The following is a 22,502-nucleotide window of genomic DNA, read 5'->3' as shown; positions in this document are numbered from 1 at the left end:
AAAAATCCGTAGTTAGAAAACCTAACTACGGATTTTGAAGTCTCTGCCGGATCGGTCAACCGATCGCTAAAATTTTTCTTAACTGATCGGCATTAGGCCATTCGCCCGGTTTTTAACTGTTTGCTGTAACGCGCCGGAACATCGGCAAAGAACCACAGTTGATTATCCTGCGTCAGCGTCAGCAACTTAAGCCCCGGAGACACGTACATGCCTTCCTGAATATCCAGGCTGGTAATATAGCCGGACTCCGGTGCGTAATAGTCCACCACATATTCGGTTTTTCCACCTTGCTCCAGCCCTTTTATCTGCGCTTCGCTCATACCGAGCAAACGCAGACGCTGCTGGCCGCGGCGTTTAAAACTTTGCTGACTGTTACCGTTACGGATATCTGAGAGTGAATCAAGTAACTGCAGGTAGTCGTCCTGAGCCACAACTAATTCTGGTGCATACAGGCTGTAGAGTTTGTCACCCTTCTCTACCCACTGTCCTTCAACGTCAGCATGTAATTCTTCTACCCAGCCTTCGGCGCGGCTGTGGATATGCCGCTGAGCGGACTCCTGCCAGCGTACCTGAGCCTGCGCCATAAGCTGCGGTTGCAGGTCTTTTCGAACCGCTTTTGCGGTGGTTACCCGAATAGCCTGCTGACTGGACTCCGGCACGGTGAAGCTTTTTTCTTCTTCATGCTCAGAAGGGTCCTGTTTAGGCTCTTTCTCGACTAAATCCATCCCACAAATTGGGCAGGTTCCCGGCTCGTCACGAACGACCTGACTGTGCATTGGGCACACGTATTCGGTGCTCTGCTCGAACGGGTTTTGATCTTCTGAATGATTGTGATTCTGTTCCTGAGCCAAAGTTAAAAATGGGATCAGGACAAATATAGCTATCCAATAACGCATGGTATTTCCTCGAAAACAACGGTTTAAGACGTAAAAACTGAGCTTAAACTGCGTTTTTCGGTGGACGTATCAGCGTTTCAGTAATAACCGGAAGATTTGAGTAAAGAGGGTCGGCAGCGTGCGTGGATGCTGCTGGCGAAAGTTGTTTGAATGGATTTATCAGCGCCAGTTGACCGGCACAATGTTGTTCGCACTGCTGGCAAAATGAGCTTTCGCTATCGCAGTTCGACTGTTCCATCGACATGTCGGACTCATCACAACAGTCATGCTGTGACATATCCTGAGATGACGAAGTACTAACGGCGTCTGACATAGGCATAGCATGTACTGCTGGTGAGGAGAAACTCCCCACCAGCAATGCTGTAACTAATATCCAGATGACCGTTAGTGTTTTCATAGTCCGCTATATTACCAGATAGTAACGCGGTTTTCAGCAGGAACGAACAGCTCGTCGCCTTCTTTAACATCAAAGGCTTCGTAAAACGCCGGAACGTTCACAACGGTGCCGTTCACACGGTACACGGCTGGTGAATGCGGGTCACTCATAACCTGCTCACGAATAGCATCTTCGCGATACTTGCCGCGCCATACCTGAGCCCAGCCAATAAATACACGCTGTTCGCCAGTAAAGCCATCGAGAACTGGCGCTTCTTCGCCGTCTAATGACATTTTGTACGCTTCGTACGCTATAGTCAGGCCGGCTAAATCGCCAATGTTTTCGCCCAGAGTCAGGTCGCCGTTAACGTTAAGGCCTTCGATAGGTTCATACTCGCTGTACTGTGCAGACAATTGCTGAGTCCGTTCCTCGAACGCCTTTTTATCAGCATCAGTCCACCAGCTTTGCAGGTTACCGTCGCCATCGTATTTAGCACCCTGGTCGTCAAAACCGTGTCCCATCTCGTGACCGATTACCGCACCGATACCACCGTAATTCACCGCCATTTCGGCGTCCATATCAAAGAATGGAGGCTGAAGAATGCCGGCCGGGAAAACGATTTCGTTACGTACAGGGCTGTAGTAAGCGTTGACTGTTTGCGGAGTCATGCCCCAATCTTCTTCATCAACAGGACCGCCAATTTTGGCAATTTCTTCCTGATAATTGAACTCAGCGTAAGCTTTGTAGTTAGCAACTAAGTCAGTTGACGAAATTTCCAGTTCGCTGTAGTCACGCCATTTGCTTGGATAACCTACTTTAGGGTCAAATTTCTTCAGTTTTTCCAAAGCTTTTTCTTTGGTTTCGTCCGTCATCCACTCCAGGTTACGAATAGACTGACCATAAGCGTCACGGAGGTTTTCAATCAAACCTTCCATTTTTTCTTTCGCTTCTGGCGGGAAGTACTCTTTAACGTAAACCTGACCCAGCACTTCACCTAATACGCCATTGGTTGCGTCTACTGCGCGTTTCCAGCGAGGCTCCTGCTCTGGTGTACCACGCAAGGTTTTTCCATAAAATTCAAAACGACGCTTGCTGATGTCTTCGCTTAGCGCAGAAGCGTACTCGTTCACCAGACGGAAACTTAAATAGTCTTTCCAGGCCTGTAAATCAACGTCGTTAAATAATTCACCAAACTCTTCAAAATAAGATGGCTGACGAATTACCATTTCTTCAACGTCAGATAAGTCGGACGTATCAATGAAACGTTTAAAATCAAAACCTGCCAACATGTCAGAAACTTCATCGGCTGACTTTTTATTGTAGGTTTTATCAGCATCACGGCTTTCTACTCGGCTCCACTGAATATCAGCCAGCTGAGTCTCTAATTTCAGAATACGCTCGGCAGCATCATCAGCATTTTCAACGCCGACCATTGCCAGAATGTCTTCGGCATATTCAAGGTAAGCGTCACGAAACTCTTCAAACTTTTCATCGTCTTTCAGGTAATAATCGCGATCTGGCAGACCAAGGCCTGACTGTGAAACATACATCGCGTTAATTTGTGGGTCTTTTGCATCCGGGTAAACATAAAAGCCAAATGGAATTGAAACGCCACCACGGAACATGCGTGCCATATGTTCAGCAACTGAGTCATGATCTTGCAGTGCCTGAATAGCGTCTAAGTCGCTTGCAATTGGCTTTGCGCCCAGCTCGTTTAGCGTTTCAACATCCATATAAGCGTTGAAGAAGTCGCCAATTTTACGCTCGTTCGTGCCTGGTTCAGGGTTAGATGAGGCTGCTGATTCGATGATATCGCGTAAACGCTTCTGGTTCTGCTCGCGTAAATCGAAAAAAGAGCCTACCGATGAACGGTCAGAAGGAATTTCGGTTTTATCAATCCAAGTGCCGTTTACATAACGGAATAGGTCATTCTGCGGTTTAACGCTGTGATCAAAGTTCTCAAGTACAACGCCCGAGCTCAGTTCTTGTTTTGTTTCTTCGGCCTGCTGGGTTTGTTGTTTTGATTCTTCCTGCTGTGGAGAACAGGCGCCCAGAGTTAAAGCCATAGATACGCCAAGCGCTACAGCGGTTAATTTTTTCATCGGTTATTACCCTTTCTTTTGTGTTCGTTATTTTAACCCCACTAAACTAGCGCATTGTTAAATTCAGCGCAAAAAAAACGGCTGCATTCGCGATGAATGCAGCCGTTTTACCGATGATTTATCGTAACAAAATGTTACTTCTTCTTTTTCGCCTTAGGATTCGGCATATCGGTAATAGCACCTTCCTGAATTTCAGCAGCTAAACCAACTGATTCATGTAAGGTTGGGTGTGCATGAACAGTCAGAGCGATATCTTCTGCATCACAGCCCATCTCAATTGCCAGGCAAACTTCGCCCAACAATTCACCAGCGTTAGTGCCACACATAGAACCACCAATAATACGGTTGTTCTTATCAAAGATAAGCTTGGTCATGCCTTGCTGTGCGTTTGAAGCGATAGCGCGGCCTGAAGCAGACCAGGGGAAAGTCACTGCATCATATTCGATGCCTTGCTCTTTCGCTTCTTTCTCTGTAACACCTGCCCAAGCAACTTCCGGGTTGGTGTACATGATAGAAGGAATGACTTTAGGTTCGAAGAAGTGTTTCTTACCGGATATCACTTCTGCCGCTACGTGCGACTCATGTACCGCTTTGTGCGCCAACATGGGTTGGCCAACAACATCGCCAATGGCAAAGATATGGTCAACATTGGTGCGCATTTGGCTATCAACTTTGATAAAGCCACGGTCGTCGACATTAACGCCAGCTTTGTCTGCGTCAATTTTATTACCGTTTGGTGCGCGGCCTACAGCAACCAGTACAGCGTCGTACTTGACTGGATCTTTTGGCGCTTTATCACCTTCAAAGGTCACATACACACCGTCTTTTTTCGCTTCAACATTGGTCGCTTTGGTATTGAGCATAATATTCTCAAAACGGCCTTTGATTTGCTTGTTGAAGTTCTTGATGATGTCGGCATCCGCTGGCGGTACCAGTTGGTCCGTCATTTCAACCACATCAACCTTAGAACCCAGTGATGCGTAAACCTGCCCCATTTCCAGAGCGATGATACCACCGCCTAACAACAACATTTTCTTAGGAATTTCTTTCAGTTCCAGCGCGTCGGTGGAATCCCATACGCGGTCGTCGTCATGTGGAATGAACGGCAATTTAATGGCTTGAGAGCCCGCAGCAATAATCGCGTTATCGAATTTAACTTCGGTTTCGCCGTCGTCGCCTTCAACTTTAATGGTGTTGCTGCCGGTAAATTTGCCGTAACCGTTAACAACTTTTACCTTACGCATTTTTGACATCTGACCAAGACCGCCGGTTAACTGGCCAACCACTTTTTCTTTGTGTTTGCGCAGCTTATCCAGGTCGATTTTCGGTTCGCCAAACTCAATACCTTCTTCTGCCAGGTGCTGAGCTTCTTCAATGTGCTTGGTCATGTGCAGCAATGCTTTTGACGGGATACAGCCAACGTTCAGGCAAACACCGCCTAAGGTGCTGTAACGCTCAATCAAAACAACATCCAGACCCAAGTCAGCTGCACGGAAAGCTGCTGAATATCCGCCCGGGCCCGAACCTAACACCACTACCTGTGTTGTAATTTTGTCGCTCATGTTAACCCCTTTTTTGTCACAGCCAGTTGAGCCACCGGCTGCGCTCAGTCAACGCTAAATGTGGCGCTATTGTAGCGCGAATTTTTTCGTATTTCCTACCCCAATTGGTGCTTAAAGCACCAATTTGCGGATATCTCCCAGTACACCACTTAAATAGGCGGTGAAACGCGCGGCCTCAGCACCATCAATAACACGGTGATCGTATGACAACGATAATGGCAGAGTCAGACGTGGTTCAAACTCTTTGCCGTTCCATTTCGGTTTCATCTCGTTACGAGAGACCCCGAGAATGGCCACGTCAGGAGCATTCACGATAGGCGTAAAGGCTGTACCACCAATACCGCCCAGGCTGGAAATTGAGAAACACCCACCTTGCATATCGGTTGCTTTCAACTTACCGTCACGCGCCTTCGAACTAATTTCCACCAGTTCTTCCGAAAGCTCGTAAATGCCTTTTTTGTCGACATCACGAATAACCGGAACCACCAGACCATTTGGCGTATCAACCGCAACGCCAATGTTCACGTACTTCTTCATGTACAGTGATTCACCAGACTCTGATAAGGACGAATTAAAGGTCGGGAACTCACGCAGGCCTTTGGCACACGCTTTCAAAATAAACACTAACGGCGTTATCTTGAAGCCCAGATCTTTCTTCTTAGCCACTTCGTTTTCTGACTTACGGAAGTTTTCCAGCTCAGTAATATCGGCCTCATCGAACTGTGTTACGTGAGGGATAGTCACCCAGTTACGGTGCAGGTTAGGTCCAGATTTACGCTGAATGCGCGACAACTGAACTTCTTCCACTTCACCGAACTTGCTGAAATCAACCTTAGGCGGGTCAATAACCTGCAATCCACCGCCGCCCTGGCCTGTTGCACCTGCCACGGCTTTTGGACGGGACAGTTCGTATTTAACAAACTCCTGCACGTCTTCTTTCAGTATACGGTCTTTAGGGCCCGAGCCTTTCACTTGCGATAAGTCGACACCGAATTCACGTGCCACACGACGTACCGCAGGTGACGCATGCAGAATGCCTTCTTTACGATCGCTACGTTGGCTTGGATGATCAGGAACCGGCGGCTGGCGTTCGCTACTTGGCTTAACGCTACTACCACTGTCTTTTTCTTGCTTCTGGTCTTTATCTTCGGACTTCTCGCCAGAGTCTTTATTAGATTCTGACTTCTCTTCTTTCGCTGAGTCTTTCTCTTCAGCTTCAGAGTCATCAGCGCCGCCGGAAACTTTCAGCTTGGCAATAACTGAGCCCTGCGACACCTTGTCGCCGACCTTCACCAGCATTTCTTCAATTTCGCCATCTTCAGGGCAAGGCACATCCATAGTCGCCTTGTCCGTTTCCAGGGTAATTAAACCATCTTCGGCAGAAACAGAGTCACCTTTAGACACCAGGATTTCAATGATTTCAACATCTTCTTCGTCACCAATATCCGGTACTTCTACGTCGATAACTTTACTGCCGCCACCGGAAGATTTCTTCTCAGGTTCAGAGTCTTCGTCTTTCTCTTCTTCCTGTTTATCTTCCGATTCCTCAGCTTTGTCTTTGGTTTCTTCCTCGTCCGCTTTGTCATCGGTTTTGTCTTCAGCTTCTTCTTCGCTGTCAGACTCATCCGATTCGTCGGCTCCTCCGGAAGCTTCGATCATAGCCAGCACATCGCCTTCACTAATGGTGTCACCAACTTTTACTTTCAGCTCGGTAATTTTACCGCCTGAAGACGCCGGAATATCCATGGAAGCTTTGTCGCTTTCGACAGTAACGATACCGTCTTCCTGCTCAACGGTATCGCCTTCACTGACCAAAATTTCAATGACTTCTACTTCTTCGCCGCCCACGTCGGGGACTTTGAGTTCGATTTGATCGGCCATCTCAGTACCTCCTTATGCTAAACGCGGGTTCAGCTTGTCAGTGTCGATATCGTAGTCTTTGATAGCTTTAGCTACCACTTTCTTATCGATATCACCTTGGTCTGCCAGCTCTTTCAGTGCTGCAACCACAATATAGTGCGGGTTCACTTCAAAGTGCTTACGCAAGTTAGCGCGGCTGTCTGAGCGTCCAAAGCCGTCGGTACCTAATACGCGGTAAGAGGTTGGTACCCAGGCGCGAACCTGATCAGCGTACAGCTTGATATAGTCAGTTGCCGCTACTGCCGGTCCTTTCGCCTTTTTCATCACTTGCGTAATGTAGGCTTCTTTTTCTTTCTTCTCAGGGTTCAGCATATTCCAACGGTCAGTATCCAGACCATCGCGCGCCAGCTCATTGAATGAAGTTACGCTGTAAACCGTTGAGTTCACGTCGTACTCTTCAGACAAGATTGTCGCTGCTTCACGCACTTGCTGCAAAATAGTACCACTGCCTAACAACTGAACATCGCCTTTAGCTTTGTTCTTGGCCTTCACTTTATCCAGTTCGTAAATACCTTTGATGATGCCTTCTTCGACACCTTCCGGCATTTCTGGTTGATGGTAGTTTTCGTTCATTACGGTTAGGTAATAGAAAACATTTTCCTGATCGCCAAACATGCGCTTCAGACCATCGTGCACGATAACTGCAATTTCATAACCGTAAGTCGGGTCATAGCTAATGCAGTTTGGCACCGTGCCAAAGTGAACCATGCTGTGTCCGTCCTGGTGCTGCAGACCTTCACCGTTAAGCGTTGTGCGACCGGCAGTACCACCGACCAGGAAGCCACGGGTCTGGCTGTCGCCAGCCGCCCAGACTAAGTCACCGACACGCTGGAAGCCGAACATAGAGTAATAAATGTAGAACGGAATCATCGGCTCGTTGTTTAACGAGTAACTGGTACCCGCGGCAACCCAGGATGCCATAGCACCCAGCTCGTTGATGCCTTCCTGAATCACCTGGCCTTTCTTATCTTCACGATAATAAGCCACCTGGTCTTTATCCTGCGGCGTGTATTTCTGGCCATGGTGCGAGTAAATACCTACCTGACGGAACAAGCCTTCCATACCAAAGGTACGAGCTTCATCCGGAATAATTGGCACAATACGTTTACCAATTTTCTTGTCTTTCAACAGCGCGGTCAGCACGCGAACAAAGGCCATGGTTGAGGAAATTTCACGATCCCCTGAACCTTTCAGTACCGCATCAAAAGCTTTCAATGCAGGCAATTCCAGCTCTACATCGCTTTCCGGACGACGTACCGGCATATAGCCACCGAGCTTCTCGCGACGCTCGTTCAGGTACTTCATTTCATCGCTGTCGTCTTCAAACTTGTAGTAAGGCAGGTCTTCCAACTCTTTGTCTTCAAACGGAATATTGAAACGGTCGCGCATGTGCTTAACCGCGTCTAAGTCCATTTTCTTAACCTGGTGAGCAATGTTTTTGCCTTCGCCCGCGGCGCCCATGCCGTAACCTTTCACGGTTTTCGCTAAAATAACCTGTGGACGACCTTTGGTGTTCACCGCTTTATGGTAAGCCGAGTACACTTTTACCGGATCGTGACCACCACGGTTTAAGCGCCAGATGTCTTCGTCAGACAAGTTGGCGACCATTTCTTCGGTTTCAGGGTACTTACCAAAAAAGTTTTCACGGGTGAACTTGCCACCTTTGGCTTTAAAGTTCTGGTAATCACCGTCAACGGTTTCTTCCATTAACTGCTGCAATTTACCTTCGGTGTCGCGGTACAACAGCGGATCCCAGTAGCGCCCCCAGATAACTTTAATCACTTCCCAGCCGGCGCCATGGAAGTTACCCTCCAGTTCCTGAATGATTTTACCGTTACCACGTACCGGCCCGTCTAAGCGCTGCAGGTTACAGTTAATAACGAAAGTCAGATTGTCCAGCTCCTCGCGAGCAGCCAGACCAATAGCACCTAAGCTTTCTGGCTCATCGGTTTCACCGTCACCTAAGAAGCAGTAAACACGTTGTTTTGAACAGTCTTTAATGCCACGGTCAGTCAGGTACTTAAGGAAGCGGGCTAAATAGATAGCCTGAATTGGGCCTAAGCCCATAGAGACCGTCGGGAACTGCCAAAAGTCCGGCATTAAGTTCGGGTGCGGATAAGAAGGTAAGCCTTTACCGTCGACTTCCTGACGAAAGTTATTCAATTGCTCTTCGGTCAAACGTCCTTCAATGAAGGCCCGGCCGTAGATACCAGGTGACACATGCCCCTGGATAAACAGGAAGTCACCACCATCGTCTTCATTTGGCGCACGGAAGAAATGGTTAAAGCCAACATCGTATAACATCGCCGAAGAAGCAAAACTGGCAAGGTGGCCACCTAACTCTTCGCCTTTTTGCGATGCACGCAACACCATCATGGCGGCATTCCAGCGAATGGCTGAACGAATGCGCGATTCCAGCGTCTGGTTACCCGGCATAGTGGGTTCCTGACTGGCAGGAATGGTATTCAGATATGCCGTGGTTGGCTTATAGGGTAAATAAGCGCCATTGCGACGAGCTTTGTCGACCAGTTGCTCTAACAGATAGTGCGCTCTTTCCGGGCCTTCAGCCTCAAGCACCCCCTCAAGAGCGTCTAACCACTCTTGAGTTTCCTGCTGGTCGACATCTTTGTTTAATTCTTCACTCATAGCTATTCCTTACCTTTTTATCAATTCAGGAACGTCGTAGCGAACGTTGAATGCGTGACTGTTCTTTGCCTAAGTTTAACAATGTCTGTTCAATATAGGCTAAATGTTGATGACACGCATCCCGCGCTTGCTCCGGTTTACCGGCAACAATGGCACTAACCAGCTGCTGACGGTGTTGATTCAGTTTTCCCAGCAAGTCGTCACGACCCGCCAGTATTTCCAGGTTCTGCCTAATATTTTCGGCCAGTAATTCCTGCATGCCGTGAATGACATGCAACAAAATAACGTTGTGCGAGGCCTCTGCAATACGGTGATAGAATTCCACTATTGCATTGACCTGATCATCGATGCTGTTAGCCCGGCTATTCTCTAAGTCTTTTATACTCTCAGAAATCCGATCCAGATCGGCCTCGGTGCCTCGTAATGCTGCATAAAAGGACGAGATGCCTTCCAGTGCATGACGGAACTCTAACAAATCAAATTGTGACTCTGGATGTTTGGCCAGTAATTCAAATAAAGGTTCGGTCAGTTGCTCATTCATGCTGTTAATAACATAAGTGCCACCGCCCTGCCGACGCTCTAAGACACCTTTTGCTTCCAGTTTTTGAATAGCCTCACGCAACGACGGGCGCGACACATTGAACTGCTGAGCCAACTGTCGTTCTGACGGAAGCTTTTGCCCGGCACCAAGCCGTCCGTCCACGATCATCTGCTCAAGATGAGCGACGATAGTGTCAGATAGCTTCGTTTGTTTTATGGGTAAATCCGGCATAACGGTAAATTGGTCAGACCAAATGATGCGGTTATTCTAAATCATTTACCCGCTGAACCCAAATTTTTCTCAGCTGGTACAACCTCTAACTAACCCAACCGGTCAGAGTCAAGGCGGCAATAACACAAACCCAGAAAATCTGCTGACGACGCATTAAGCGCAACTGACAAGCAATATGCTCGGTTCTGTCGTCGGGGTGCTGAGGGCTGTCTTCTGCTTTGCTGGCGACATTAAAAAACAGTTTATCCGGTTCGGCCTGCGGGTTCAGACTGTGCTTGACCCAAACGGGAAACGCCCGCGAAAAATGCCCCACAATTAATAAGCCAAACCCGGCTAAGCGAGCCGGAACCCAGTCTGCAAACCACATAAATTGCTGCCAGGGTTTAGTCGACGGCGGTTCGCTTAATTGTTTTTCCGCGTAACGCAGACTGGCGTATACCAGAGCGCCGAAACTGCCAAACAGCACAAAATAGAACATTACCGCGATATATTGCCGATAATTGATCCAGATTAACGAGTCACTGAACTGCTTTGGCTGATGATGTCCGGCAAATTCAGTTAATACTAATTGATGTTTATTAGCCTGTTGTTCGTCACCACGGTTTGCGGCTTTTAGATAAGCCTTATAACTTTTGCGGGCGGGCTCGCAATTGATCGCCAGCAGTAAAGACAAAATACTGACAATAAAGGTCACCATCAGGTTGTCCAACAACACCACTAGAAAACCGACAGCCAAAGCAGGAACCAGCAGCCGAACCAGTTGCAGTGGTTCACTTTCCCACTTTTCGTTTGTAACCCGTGCCGCACTCCAGTGTTGCCAGCGTTCCAGAAAAAACGACCAGTGCAAAAAGGCCGGGCTGTGATACAAACGCTCAACGCTTAATGCAATCAGCAACGCAATGAGGACCATTCATGACTCCTTATAAGGCATTTAAATAGGTTTGCCAGTCAAATTCACTGCCCGGGTCCGTTTTACGACCCGGGGCGATATCCTGATGGCCGACAATACGTCGACGGTTTAACTTGGGATATGTGCTGATTAACGCCTTAGTGACTGCAATTAATTGTTCGTATTGTTGTTGAGTATAGGCACTGTGGTCGGTTCCTTCGAGCTCAATGCCTATACTGAAATCGTTACATCGTCTGCGCCCGCAGTAACGGGACATACCCGCGTGCCAGGCTCGTTTATCAAAAGGCACGTATTGCTCCAGCGTACCGTCCCGGCGGATCACACAATGGGCCGACACCCTCAGCCCTTTCAGAATAGCAAAGTCCGGATGTGCACCGGGTTCCAGTTCGCCCAGAAACAACTGACGGATATAAGGTGTACCATATTGTCCCTCCGGCAGGCTAATACAATGAATGACCAGCAGACTGACTTCAGCGGTCTGTGGGCGCTCATCGTAATGCGGGGACGGATGCTGCACCGCAGTCGTTATTTTATGATTTTTTATCGGGTCGCTTTTCACAGGCTCAACAAAACGGTAAAGTTTGCCCCCTAGTATCCGTATTGTCTGTTAAAAGGTAAAGCCATCTATGAGTCAGCCCGAGCTGCAACTTGCTATTCAGGACGGTGTGCGCGCCGCACTAAAGGAAGATTTATCCGGCGAAGACGCCAGTTATGATATTACTGCGCAACTGATTCCGGAACAAAGCCAGTCCCGCGCCAGCATTATTACCCGCGAAGACGCTGTCATTTGTGGTTGTGCCTGGGTTGATCAGGTGTTTCGCCAAATGGGAAATCACGTGGAAATTGAATGGCTGGTAAAAGACGGCGATAACGTGAAAGCCAATACGGAGCTCTGCCGTTTAAAAGGCCCCAGCCGCATTTTGCTAACCGGTGAACGCACGGCGCTGAACTTTTTACAAACCTTATCAGCGACTGCGACCACCACTTATCACTACAGCAAATTGCTCGACGGTTATAAAACGCAACTACTGGATACCCGAAAAACTCTGCCTGGCATGCGTTTAGCGCAGAAATACGCGGTGCGTTGCGGCGGCGGTGTGAATCACCGCATTGGTTTATTTGATGCCTACCTGATTAAAGAAAATCACATTTTTGCCTGTGGGGGCATTGCTCAGGCTGTAACTGCGGCCAAACGCCTGAATCCGGGTAAAACGGTGGAAGTTGAAGTCGAGAATTTGGATGAATTCGGACAGGCTCTGAAGGCCGAAGCCGACGTGATTATGCTGGATAACTTCAGTATTGAAGACATTAAGCAGGCCGTACAGCAAAACCATGACAATGCCGGGCACAGCGCGCAACTAGAAGTTTCGGGTAATATTACCGATGAGCGTTTGCCGGAACTGGCTGCCACCGGGGTTGATTTTATCTCCTCCGGCGCTTTGACAAAGAACGTCCAGGCAATTGATTTATCAATGAGAATTTCAGAAGATAGCTAGAAAATGGCGGTGGATAGCCAATAACTTACAGGAAAATAGAATTTACTAATTCGCCCGGGTGAACCACAGTTCTGCTGTTCTTAAACAGGGAGCTGAATTATGCAGGAAGCACATTTTCACCGTTTACCCGTTCTTCGTTTATCCGTTTTTCGTTTTCCAGGTAAGGGTTTTAGTCTTATCGAAATGATGGTCGTGGTGGCCATCATTGCCATCCTCTCGGCTATTGCCGTTCCGTCGTACACCTATTACACCCAGCAGGCCAAAGTCAGTAAAGCTTTAGCCCATGCCCAGCCGTTACAGTTGGGTATCGCTTTATGCTGGCAAATTGAAGGGCAGTTAAACCAGTGCAATCAGGCCGGAAATAAAGGCATCCCCGGCTTACCGTCGCCTCTACCCGATGAACTCAGCGACCTCAGTCTGACCGAATCCGCTGCCGTGCGCCTAACTCTCAACTCGGTGAGTATTAATAATCAGCCACTGCAGATTGAACTGACACCCAACGCCGAGAATACGCATTTAGACTGGAACATTGCCTGTTCCGATTACAGCGAAATGCGCTCAGTGGTGCAAAACTGTAAACAACAGGTAACCTACTAATGGTTAGGTTCGCCTGTTGTTCACTCACCCACCTGCCCGGGCAGACGAGTTCTTCTGAGAATGAGCACGACCCTTTTCTACAACAACATGGTTTGCTGCTTTTTGCTCAGGGGAAAACATGGCTCATGTTAGTACAAAAACCCGGGTTTGCCCCGGTCGACGAGGTATTACTGAGCTTTTACAGCGATAAAAAAGTATTGCTGATTCGTGGCAAAGGCAGGCTACCCGGTATTCAACTGCCAAAAGATTCAGCTATCGAGTACGTTAACCAGCTACTGCTCTATTGCTCTGAGAAAGGATTATCTGACCTGCATCTGCAACCTCTGCACCAAGGTGTTGTTGTCAGAGGCAGGGAAGCCGGCCAGCTGCGCCGTTTAGATTTTATAGCGCGAGAATTTGCTCAACAGGTTTATTCGCGTATTAAAGTACAGGCCAACCTTGATTTAACTGAGCAACGCCAACCGCAGGACGGCCGCTTGTCCGTGCAATCTGGTGATAACACGCAACTGGAATTCAGATTAAACTGCTGTCCGGTTATCGGTGGAGAAAAGTTGGTGCTGCGATGTTTACAGCCAACTCACAACATTACCCCCTTACAGCAAACCGGCCTGCTGGAACAACAGTACGCTTGGTTTGCCCGCTGTTTAAGTCAGACGCAGGGGTTAATTCTGGTGACCGGCCCTACCGGTAGCGGCAAAACTTCAACTTTGTACAGTGCAATGAACCAGTTGGATACTGAGCGCAGCAATGTCTGCAGTGTCGAAGACCCGGTTGAGGTTCCGCTGCCGGGTTGCAGTCAGGTGATGGTGAATACACGCCAGAGACTGACCTTCGCATCGATTCTACGCGCCCTCCTCCGACAAGACCCCGATGTTATCCTTATTGGCGAAATCCGCGATGCAGAGACAGCCAAAATTGCCGTGCAGGCAGCGCAAACGGGTCATTTAGTTTTGAGTTCACTGCATACCAACAACTGCCTGGATACGTTAAAGCGTTTGCATTCCTTGGGTGTTAACCCGCTGGATATTCGCAGCTCATTAAAGCTTATTGTCAGCCAACGTTTACTGCCAGTAGCCGAGCGCCACAACCAAACGGAGAAAAACCGCCAGGCGGTGTTTGAGGTTGTGCCCTGGTTGGATGACTCTGAAGAGCTAGTTCAGAAACTAATCAGCTCGCGAGCCTCCATTAAAGATTTGCGCCACTATCTGGGCCATTTGAAGCTTCCGGATTTTTCGCAGGCGCTACAGCATTATATCGATAGCGGTTTGATTAGCAGTGCAGAGAAGGAGCGTTTCAGTTATGCAGACTCTTAATCACTGCTGGCAGTGGCAGACAGGCAATTCATCCGGGCTGGTTCATGCAGACTCACTGTTGCAGGCGAAACAGCTGTTATCGCAACATCATATCCGTTGTACAAAAATGAAACGCTTATCGAAGCGTCAGAGAAAACTTATTAGGCCTAAATTATCGCTCTGGTACATTCTGTTGCAACAAACCGCCAGTTTACTGGAGAGTGGCCTGCCGCTTTCAGAAGCTCTGCGGCACAGTATTTGTGAAACTAAGTCCAGAAGCCTGCGCTGGTTAATTGAAGATTGTATTCGCAGCATTGAGCATGGCTTCTCTTTCAGTCGAGCACTGACTTATTATGAACACTGGTTACCCAAAGCTGACATAAATGCCATAGCCTGGGCGGAACAAAACGGACAGCTTGCGGATGCGTTACAGCAGTTACAAGAACTGGAAAAACGCCAGCATCAACTGAAAAAGCAATTAACCAAAGCGCTGCGTTACCCCGTCATTGTATTACTCGTGGCAGCTGGTGTTTGCTTCATGATGATGGGCTGGGTTTTGCCTGCCTTTGCTCAGCTTTTTGGCGAAGGCGAACTACCCTGGCTCACTGCCGTTTTACTGAATTCATCAGCTTTTTTGAAAGAGCAGGCATTTGTCATTTTCAGTGCGATATTAGCTGCGGCAGTTACTCTTTTGACCGTTAAAAACAAAGCTCCGCTGTTCTCCCAACGCACACTTGCTCAATTACCCGTTATTGGTCAATTGCTACAGGATATTAAGCTGCAGCAGCTGTTTCACCGGTTGGCAGTAGCTCTGCGTGCCGGTATTGAAACCCGGCAAGCTATTCTCAGCACCGAATCGTCCCTGAACTGGTTGCCCCATAAAGCAGCCTTGCGTCAAATTCATCAGCAACTAGAGTCCGGTAACGGTTGGGTAGACAGTTTCCGTTCCAGTGCGCTGAATGAGCCCCGCACTCTCAGTTTTCTTAAAGTTGGCGAGCAAAATGGTAAAATCGATAATGCCTTCGCCGCACTTGCCGATTTCAAGCAACAACGTTTTGAGGAAAATTGTGAGCGCCTGACTGCACTGGCAGAGCCCTTGCTGATGGTCGTTTTAGGCGGCATTATAGGCACTCTTTTGGTCGCTATGTATTTACCGCTGTTTTCTATGGGGCAGCAGTTTCAATAACTAAGGAATAGAAGTATGGAATACTTGCTTGCTGCCGGATCAATACCGACATTGATGGTCGCGCTGGTGCTGGGAGCTGTTATTGGGAGCTTCCTGAATGTAGTGATCACCCGGCTACCAATACAGCTGGAACGCCAATGGCAGCGCGAATGTGCCGAAATGAACGGAACGCCGGTAACCAAACAGGACCGCTTTTCCATCGCGTTTCCGGGTTCCCATTGCCCTGAATGCAAGGCCTCTATTGCCTGGTACGATAATATTCCGCTGTTGAGTTATCTGGTTTTGCGCGCACGCTGCCGCCATTGTCAAACTCGCATTCCGGTTACCTACTGGCTGGTTGAAATTATCAGTTGCCTGGCGTTTGGCATAATAGGCTGGTATTTCGGCTTCACTCTGCCAGCGCTGGTATATGCTACGGTCTTTTCGTTATTAATTTGCCTGTTCGTCATTGACTGGCGTCATCAGTTACTGCCCGATCAGCTCACTTACCCTTTACTCTGGGTGGCTTTGCTCTGGTCTATCTCTGACTTAAGTGACATGACTCCAACCTCCGCAATTATTGGTGCCGCAGCGGGTTATCTTAGCCTTTGGAGCGTGTTCTGGGCCTATAAGCTTATCACCGGCAAAGAAGGTATGGGCTATGGTGACTTTAAACTGCTGGCAGCTATCACCGCTTTTACCGGCGCGACTCTGTTGCCGGTCACAATTCTTGCCAGCTCGGTTTGCGGAGCCGTAATAGGCCTGATTATGTTACGCCGGCAAAGCCGCTCTCAACCCATACCTTTTGGGCCTTTTCTAATCGGCGGAGGCCTGCTGAGTTATTTCTATGGTATGGAGCTGTTGTTCAGCTACTGGCATTGGTTAGGGGGAACTTGAGTATGACCTATGTAGTTGGTGTAACCGGTGGTATCGGTAGCGGAAAGTCGGCAGCCACAGCTGAGTTTGAAAAATTGGGCATAACCGTGATCGATGCCGATATTGTGTCCCGTCAGGTGGTAATGCCGGGCACCCCCTGCCTGCGAGCAATTGCAGAACATTTCGGTCGAGATCTGCTAACCGACAAAGGCGAGCTTGATCGCAAAGCGCTACGCCAAAAAGTATTCTCTGACCCTGCAGAAAAAGACTGGTTGAACAGCTTGTTGCACCCAGCCATACGTGAGGAAATTCTGACTCAACTGGTACAGGCCAGCTCACCCTATGTAATTTTATCAGCGCCGCTGTTACTGGAAAATAATTTAGATAAGTACTGCCAGCGGGTATTAGTCGTGGATGTTCCGGAAGAATTGCAACTGCAAAGAACCATTCAGCGCGACGAGAGTCCAAAAGAAGAAGTTGAGGCAATAATGAAAGCTCAGCTGAGTCGTGAGACACGACTTCGCAAAGCGGATGATATTCTGAATAACGAGGGCAGTATCGACCAATTACGTCGGCAAGTTAACCAACTGCATCAGCGCTATCTTGCGGCAACCGTTGCACAGGAAGAGTAATCCGCTATCATAGCAACAGAGTTCAACAATCGGCAATCGCATGACATCTACTGATAACGACAACATTCTCTATGAATATCCGCTTCAGGAGCGTATGCGAACTTATTTGCGTTTAGAACATGGCTTCGAACAGTTAAAAGCCAGCCGAGTCTGTTTTGATGAACAGGCTGAACCCTTTTTTAACGCCCTGTTTGCTGTCACCGAACTACTTGAGCGCTGTGACATCCGTACCGAACTGACGAAAGACTTAGAGCTCGACAAACAGCGTTTACAAAAATGGGAAGAGCACCCCGATGTTGACCGCGATGCATTGCGAAGAACCATTAATGAAATTGAGCATTGCATCAACACGCTTCAGGATATTCCAAAGTACTTGCGCCAACTCAAAGACGATGCACTGCTAACGAGTATACGCCAGCGATTCAGCCAGCCGGGCATGAGCGGCTTATTTGAATTACCTCAGCTACATTTATGGTTAAGTCAGTCTGCTGAAGAAAAGCGGCAACAATGTGAAAGCTGGAGTCAGACACTGGCTTTTGTTGAACTGGCTATTACCTTAAAACTGACATTATTACGCGAGCAATCCGTTTTTGCGCCAATACAATTGCAAAATGGTTTCCTGCAGGAAAGTTCAGAGCAACTGCTTGCCATGCTGCGAATTAAGGTCCCCCGCTCTGCCAAGATTTATCCGGTCATCAGTGGGCATCGGCAGCGATTTACGGTACGATTCATGCCTTTACCCGGGGAGAGCAAAGAAACATCCCTGCACGATATTGAATTTGAACTAGCAAGGTGTAGTCCATGAGTATTAGTGTTAACTGCCCAACCTGCCAGACTAAGGTAGAGTGGTCAGAAAAATCCCCTGCCAGACCTTTTTGCAGTGAGCGATGCAAGCTGATTGATTTAGGTGAATGGGCAAACGAGGAAAAAAGCATCCCGGGCGAGCCAGTTGTCATAGCTAACGACGACTATAACAACGAAGAATCAGATTATTAGTTCAGGTAGTAGCCATTAGAGTACGAGTTGCTGTACTAATAAGCGTTCAATGACTGCATAATGCATTCGACAATGGGTTGATTAGCTTCCGGAAACTGGAATGCATCCAGCTGGTTTTTATCAACCCAACACCAGTCCTGACCTTCTAACTGACGCGCTTCACCGCTGTATGAAAGCACCCACCAGACATCGAGTAAAACTCGCTTATCTTTGTACTGATGCTCTATGACGGTTAATGGAGCCATGTCGGTCACATCAATACCGCACTCTTCTTTTAGTTCGCGCTGCAATGCTTGTTGAACATTCTCGCCAGCTTCGACTTTACCGCCGGGGAATTCCCACTTACCACCCTGATGTTGTTCAGGATGACGTTGAGCGATAAAAATTTCGCCCTGTTCATTTTCAATCACGCCTACTGCCACATGGACAGCAGGCGATTTTTGGGTCTCCATAAAAACCTATAGTTTACCGTGACAATGTTTATATTTTTTGCCTGACCCACAAGGGCATGGCTCGTTACGCCCCACTTTTGCGCCTTTACGAACCGGTTGTCCCTGAGCATTGTCAGTGTTTTTCTGAGGCTCTTCAGCTGCCGGGCCACTTTGCTCATGGCGGAACTCACGTGGCGCGCTATCGGCTGCTTTACGTTGTTCATCTACTGCGTCCACATCTTCCTGAGCTCGTACTTTCACCTTGCTCAGAATAGTCACAACGTCGAGTTTCAGGGCTTCCAGCATCTCGGTAAAGAGTTCAAAAGCCTCTTTTTTGTATTCTTGTTTCGGGTTTTTCTGAGCATAACCACGCAGGTGAATACCCTGACGCAGATGATCCATTGCTGCTAAGTGTTCTTTCCAGTGCTGGTCAAGGCTTTGCAACATGATGGATTTTTCGAAGCGGCGCAGCACTTCAGGCCCCACCATCTCTTCTTTTTCCTGGTAAGCTTTAACCAGCTCTTCCAGTACCCGCTCCCGCAACACTTCCTCATGGAAATGCTCTTCTTCGTCCAGCCATTGCTGTAGTGGCAGCTCGATGTGGAAGTCACCACGCAGACGCTCTTCCAAACCTTTTAAGTCCCAGAGCTCAGCCAGAGACTGAGGCGGAACGTACTCGCTGATCACTGAATTGATCACGTCGTCACGTATCGCAACGATGGTTTCAGAGATATCACCTTCGTCCAGCAATTCATTACGCTGGTCATAGACAACACTACGCTGATCGTTGGCTACATCGTCATACTCAAGCAATTGTTTACGGACATCAAAGTTACGTCCTTCCACCTTACGTTGCGCATTTTCAATAGCTCGCGTTACCCAAGGGTGTTCAATGGCTTCGCCTTCTTTCATACCCAGACGTTTCATCATGGTTCCAATGCGATCCGAAGCGAAAATCCGCATAAGTGGATCTTCCAGCGACAAATAGAAACGCGATGAACCCGGGTCACCCTGACGACCAGCACGACCGCGTAACTGGTTATCGATACGACGCGACTCATGGCGCTCAGTACCAATAATGTGCAAACCGCCAGCTTCAATTACGGCATCATGCAGTTTCTGCCAGTCTTGCTTTATTTTCTCGATTTTATCGTTAGATGGTTCTTCCAGCTTTTCAACTTCAGCCATCCAGCTTCCGCCCAGAACGATATCGGTACCACGTCCGGCCATGTTGGTCGCAATGGTCACCGTTCCCGGACGGCCTGCCTGAGCAATAATGTCGGCTTCGTGTTCGTGGAATTTAGCGTTCAGTACCGCATGAGGAATTTTCTTTTTCTTCAGCAACTGTGACAAAAGCTCAGAGTTTTCAATAGAAACCGTACCCACCAGCACCGGGCGCTTCTGCTTACGACACTCTTCAATGTCTTCGGCTATAGCTTCGTATTTTTCCAGTGTGGTCAGATAAATAAGATCGGCTCTGTCATCACGAACCATTGGTTTGTTGGTTGGCAGTACAATGGTCTCCAGACCATAAATAGACTGGAACTCGAAGGCTTCAGTATCGGCTGTACCGGTCATACCGGCTAGCTTGTTGTATAGACGGAAATAATTCTGGAAGGTAATAGATGCCAATGTCTGGTTTTCGTTCTGAATTGGCACGCCTTCTTTGGCTTCTACTGCCTGATGCAGACCTTCAGACCAACGGCGACCTTCCATTGTACGTCCTGTATGTTCATCGACAATGACAACCTTGTCGTCTTTGATGATGTAATCCACATCTTTTTGAAATAGATGATGAGCGCGTAAAGCAGCATTGATATGGTGCAGTAAACTGATATTAGCGGCTGAGTATAGCGAATCATCAGCGTCCAGCATGCCTTTCTCTTTCAGCAGCTCTTCAATGTGTTCCTGACCGTGTTCGGTAAGATGCAGCTGCTTGGCTTTTTCATCAATGGTAAAGTCGCCGTCGCCTTGTTCTTCTTCAGTGTCTTCTTTTTCCTGACGAACCAAGTGTGGAACCAGCTCATTCATTTTGCGGTACATTTCTGAACTGTCTTCAGCCGGACCGGAAATAATCAGCGGCGTACGGGCTTCATCAATCAGAATTGAGTCGACTTCATCGACCAAAGCGTAGTTTAATTCGCGCTGAACCCTGTCCTGTGGCGCAAAGGCCATATTGTCGCGCAGGTAATCAAAACCAAACTCGTTATTGGTACCGTAAGTAATGTCGGCCTGATAAGCCGCTTTCTTGTCTTCAGGCGCCATGCCCGGAATGTTGAACGCTACGGTCAACCCAAGGAAGTCAAATAATGGTTGGTTGAATTCAGCATCACGCTTGGCCAGGTAATCGTTCACCGTAATAATGTGAACGCCTTTACCCGGTAACGCATTAAGGTAAGCCGGTAAGGTCGCTGTCAGCGTTTTACCTTCACCCGTTTTCATTTCTGCTATGCGGTTATCGTTCAGTACCATACCGCCAATAAGCTGTACATCGAAGTGACGCATCCCGAAAACACGTCTGCTGGCTTCACGAACGGTAGCAAAGGCTTCGGGTAAAATTTTCTCTATGCGCTCACCATCGTTCAGACGCTTGCGAAATTCAGCGGTTTTCTCTTTTAGCTCGGCATCACTTAACGCTTCAAACTCGGGTTCCAGCAAATTAATTCGCTCAACGTCTTTCTTCATAGTTTTGAGAATGCGATCGTTGCGACTACCAAATACTTTTCGAAACAGACTGCCTAGCATGAGATTGATTTATCCTGTGTTACTTTCCTGAACAACAAAAGCGGTACCTAAAGTACCGCCTACGTTCTAAATAATTTACCGAGTTATTTTGGGTCAGCTTTACGATACACAAACTGATTAGGGTCAATTTGACGGCCGTTACGCAACACTTCGTAATGAACGTGTGGGCCGGTCGAACGACCACTGCTACCCATTTCAGCGATTTGTTGACCACGGGTGACAACATCCCCTACAGACACCGATAGCTTATCATTGTGTCCGTAGCGTGTTTTTAAACCACCGCCATGGTCAATTTCGACCAATGCGCCATAACCGTATCTGTCGCCAGCCCAGGTAACGACACCTGCGCCGGTCGCAATAATTTTGACCTCTTCATTATAACTAGCAAAATCTAAGCCCTTATGCATAGCGGGTGTGCCATTAAAAGGGTCTTTACGGACACCGTATTGCGACGACAGCCAGCCATCTGAGATGGGACGACCCGCAATATAAGCGTCATTAGTAAGTTGGTGATTCATCATCACAGATTCAAGTAGCGATAGCTGTTTTTGTTTGTCAGAGATCTGCGACAGCATACCTTCAATTTCAGTAATGACGTCCGTGCCAGAGCTATGCGGGAGCTCAGCAACTTCTACCTCGGGGCCACCAATAGGCAGCTCCTGATTAAAGTTGAACTCGCCGTTATCGAGATTAGCTACCCCGGCTAAACGCTCACCTAACGCGTCCAGACGACGCATTTGAGCTCTTAATTCACCCAGATACACCGTCATAGCACCCAGACGTTTCTGAGTGTCTTCTTTTAATTCTTTTAGCGCTTCTTCCTGCAATACGAGCTTTTTCTGCTCTTCGCTAATTTTAGTCTGCGCCAGTTTAGGATCAATGCCCTGGTACTGCCATGGTTGCCAGCTGGCAAGGCCGATGAAGGCTGCAATGCCAACAAAAGAAAAAAACCGACGTCGACTTAAACGAATACGAAAACGTACTTTGGAGCCTCGATAAAAGACTGATAAACTCATCCGAACTCTCTTATTATTTGCCTACTACGCAATTATGTCACGACACCCGAAAACACCATCAGAATGGCTTCG

At 48.1% G+C, this 22,502-nt stretch carries 20 protein-coding genes; 8 read left to right on the top strand and 12 right to left on the bottom strand.

Annotated features, from left to right (window positions below):
- Nucleotides 1-92: 92 nt before the first annotated feature.
- From DEU30_RS09560 to ampD, 9 genes are all read right to left on the bottom strand, one after another.
- The gene (locus DEU30_RS09560) at nt 93-896 is read right to left on the bottom strand and encodes an efflux RND transporter periplasmic adaptor subunit (protein WP_227016359.1); all 804 of its coding nucleotides are present in this window, start codon (nt 894-896) and stop codon (nt 93-95) included.
- Between the two features lie 43 nt (nt 897-939).
- Entirely contained in the window at nt 940-1,293 is a 354-nt protein-coding gene (locus tag DEU30_RS09555) for a hypothetical protein (protein WP_133493658.1), read from the bottom strand.
- Nucleotides 1,294-1,304: 11 nt separating this feature from the next.
- Nucleotides 1,305-3,374 carry a M13-type metalloendopeptidase gene (locus DEU30_RS09550; protein WP_114982078.1) on the bottom strand — a complete coding sequence of 690 codons (2,070 nt, stop codon included), beginning with the start codon at nt 3,372-3,374 and terminating at the stop codon, nt 1,305-1,307.
- Between the two features lie 134 nt (nt 3,375-3,508).
- Nucleotides 3,509-4,936: a dihydrolipoyl dehydrogenase gene (gene lpdA / locus DEU30_RS09545; protein WP_011233721.1), complete on the bottom strand. Its 1,428-nt coding sequence runs from the start codon at nt 4,934-4,936 to the stop codon at nt 3,509-3,511.
- Between the two features lie 111 nt (nt 4,937-5,047).
- Nucleotides 5,048-6,817, bottom strand: coding sequence for a dihydrolipoyllysine-residue acetyltransferase (gene aceF / locus DEU30_RS09540; RefSeq protein ID WP_114982077.1), 1,770 nt, complete (start codon nt 6,815-6,817; stop codon nt 5,048-5,050).
- Nucleotides 6,818-6,829: 12 nt separating this feature from the next.
- Entirely contained in the window at nt 6,830-9,502 is a 2,673-nt protein-coding gene (aceE, locus tag DEU30_RS09535) for a pyruvate dehydrogenase (acetyl-transferring), homodimeric type (RefSeq protein WP_114982076.1), read from the bottom strand.
- A 25-nt stretch (nt 9,503-9,527) separates the two neighbouring features.
- Entirely contained in the window at nt 9,528-10,274 is a 747-nt protein-coding gene (gene pdhR / locus DEU30_RS09530; RefSeq protein WP_034818568.1) for a pyruvate dehydrogenase complex transcriptional repressor PdhR, read from the bottom strand.
- 85 nt (nt 10,275-10,359) lie between these two features.
- A complete protein-coding gene (ampE, locus tag DEU30_RS09525; protein WP_034818570.1) occupies nt 10,360-11,184 on the bottom strand; it encodes a beta-lactamase regulator AmpE in 825 nt (274 codons plus the stop codon).
- A 10-nt stretch (nt 11,185-11,194) separates the two neighbouring features.
- A complete protein-coding gene (gene ampD / locus DEU30_RS09520; RefSeq protein ID WP_034818572.1) occupies nt 11,195-11,743 on the bottom strand; it encodes a 1,6-anhydro-N-acetylmuramyl-L-alanine amidase AmpD in 549 nt (182 codons plus the stop codon).
- A 67-nt stretch (nt 11,744-11,810) separates the two neighbouring features.
- Between ampD and nadC the strand changes: the two genes are divergently transcribed.
- The 8 genes from nadC (at nt 11,811) to yacG (ending at nt 18,238) form a co-directional block, all read left to right on the top strand.
- Entirely contained in the window at nt 11,811-12,680 is an 870-nt protein-coding gene (gene nadC / locus DEU30_RS09515; protein ID WP_110013584.1) for a carboxylating nicotinate-nucleotide diphosphorylase, read from the top strand.
- A 99-nt stretch (nt 12,681-12,779) separates the two neighbouring features.
- Complete coding sequence (locus DEU30_RS09510) at nt 12,780-13,277, top strand: prepilin-type N-terminal cleavage/methylation domain-containing protein (RefSeq protein ID WP_114982075.1); 498 nt, start codon at nt 12,780-12,782, stop codon at nt 13,275-13,277.
- Between the two features lie 125 nt (nt 13,278-13,402).
- Entirely contained in the window at nt 13,403-14,590 is a 1,188-nt protein-coding gene (locus DEU30_RS09505; RefSeq protein ID WP_227016358.1) for an ATPase, T2SS/T4P/T4SS family, read from the top strand.
- Nucleotides 14,577-15,755, top strand: a complete 1,179-nt coding sequence (locus tag DEU30_RS09500; RefSeq protein WP_114982073.1) for a type II secretion system F family protein — start codon at nt 14,577-14,579, stop codon at nt 15,753-15,755. The genes DEU30_RS09505 and DEU30_RS09500 overlap by 14 nt, the downstream gene beginning before the upstream one ends.
- Before the next feature lie 15 nt (nt 15,756-15,770).
- Nucleotides 15,771-16,631 carry an A24 family peptidase gene (locus DEU30_RS09495; protein WP_011233711.1) on the top strand — a complete coding sequence of 287 codons (861 nt, stop codon included), beginning with the start codon at nt 15,771-15,773 and terminating at the stop codon, nt 16,629-16,631.
- A 2-nt stretch (nt 16,632-16,633) separates the two neighbouring features.
- On the top strand, nt 16,634-17,242 hold the full coding sequence (gene coaE, locus DEU30_RS09490) for a dephospho-CoA kinase (RefSeq protein ID WP_034818588.1): 609 nt from the start codon (nt 16,634-16,636) through the stop codon (nt 17,240-17,242).
- 40 nt (nt 17,243-17,282) lie between these two features.
- Nucleotides 17,283-18,047, top strand: coding sequence for a cell division protein ZapD (gene zapD / locus DEU30_RS09485; protein ID WP_034818590.1), 765 nt, complete (start codon nt 17,283-17,285; stop codon nt 18,045-18,047).
- The gene (yacG, locus tag DEU30_RS09480; RefSeq protein ID WP_011233708.1) at nt 18,044-18,238 is read left to right on the top strand and encodes a DNA gyrase inhibitor YacG; all 195 of its coding nucleotides are present in this window, start codon (nt 18,044-18,046) and stop codon (nt 18,236-18,238) included. Before zapD ends, yacG begins: the two co-directional genes overlap by 4 nt.
- Before the next feature lie 35 nt (nt 18,239-18,273).
- Here the strand turns inward: yacG and mutT are convergent, their stop codons facing one another.
- The 3 genes from mutT to DEU30_RS09465 form a co-directional block, all read right to left on the bottom strand.
- Nucleotides 18,274-18,690: an 8-oxo-dGTP diphosphatase MutT gene (mutT, locus tag DEU30_RS09475; RefSeq protein ID WP_011233707.1), complete on the bottom strand. Its 417-nt coding sequence runs from the start codon at nt 18,688-18,690 to the stop codon at nt 18,274-18,276.
- 6 nt (nt 18,691-18,696) lie between these two features.
- Nucleotides 18,697-21,414, bottom strand: a complete 2,718-nt coding sequence (secA, locus tag DEU30_RS09470; protein ID WP_034818594.1) for a preprotein translocase subunit SecA — start codon at nt 21,412-21,414, stop codon at nt 18,697-18,699.
- An 83-nt stretch (nt 21,415-21,497) separates the two neighbouring features.
- Nucleotides 21,498-22,430: a M23 family metallopeptidase gene (locus DEU30_RS09465; RefSeq protein ID WP_110013580.1), complete on the bottom strand. Its 933-nt coding sequence runs from the start codon at nt 22,428-22,430 to the stop codon at nt 21,498-21,500.
- Between the last annotated feature and the right edge of the window lie 72 nt (nt 22,431-22,502).

Source organism: Idiomarina sp. 017G, from assembly GCF_004362265.1.
Lineage (GTDB): Bacteria > Pseudomonadota > Gammaproteobacteria > Enterobacterales > Alteromonadaceae > Idiomarina > Idiomarina loihiensis.
The sequence above is the reverse complement of the archived record's forward strand: the minus strand, read 5'-3'. Positions and strand labels throughout refer to the sequence as shown.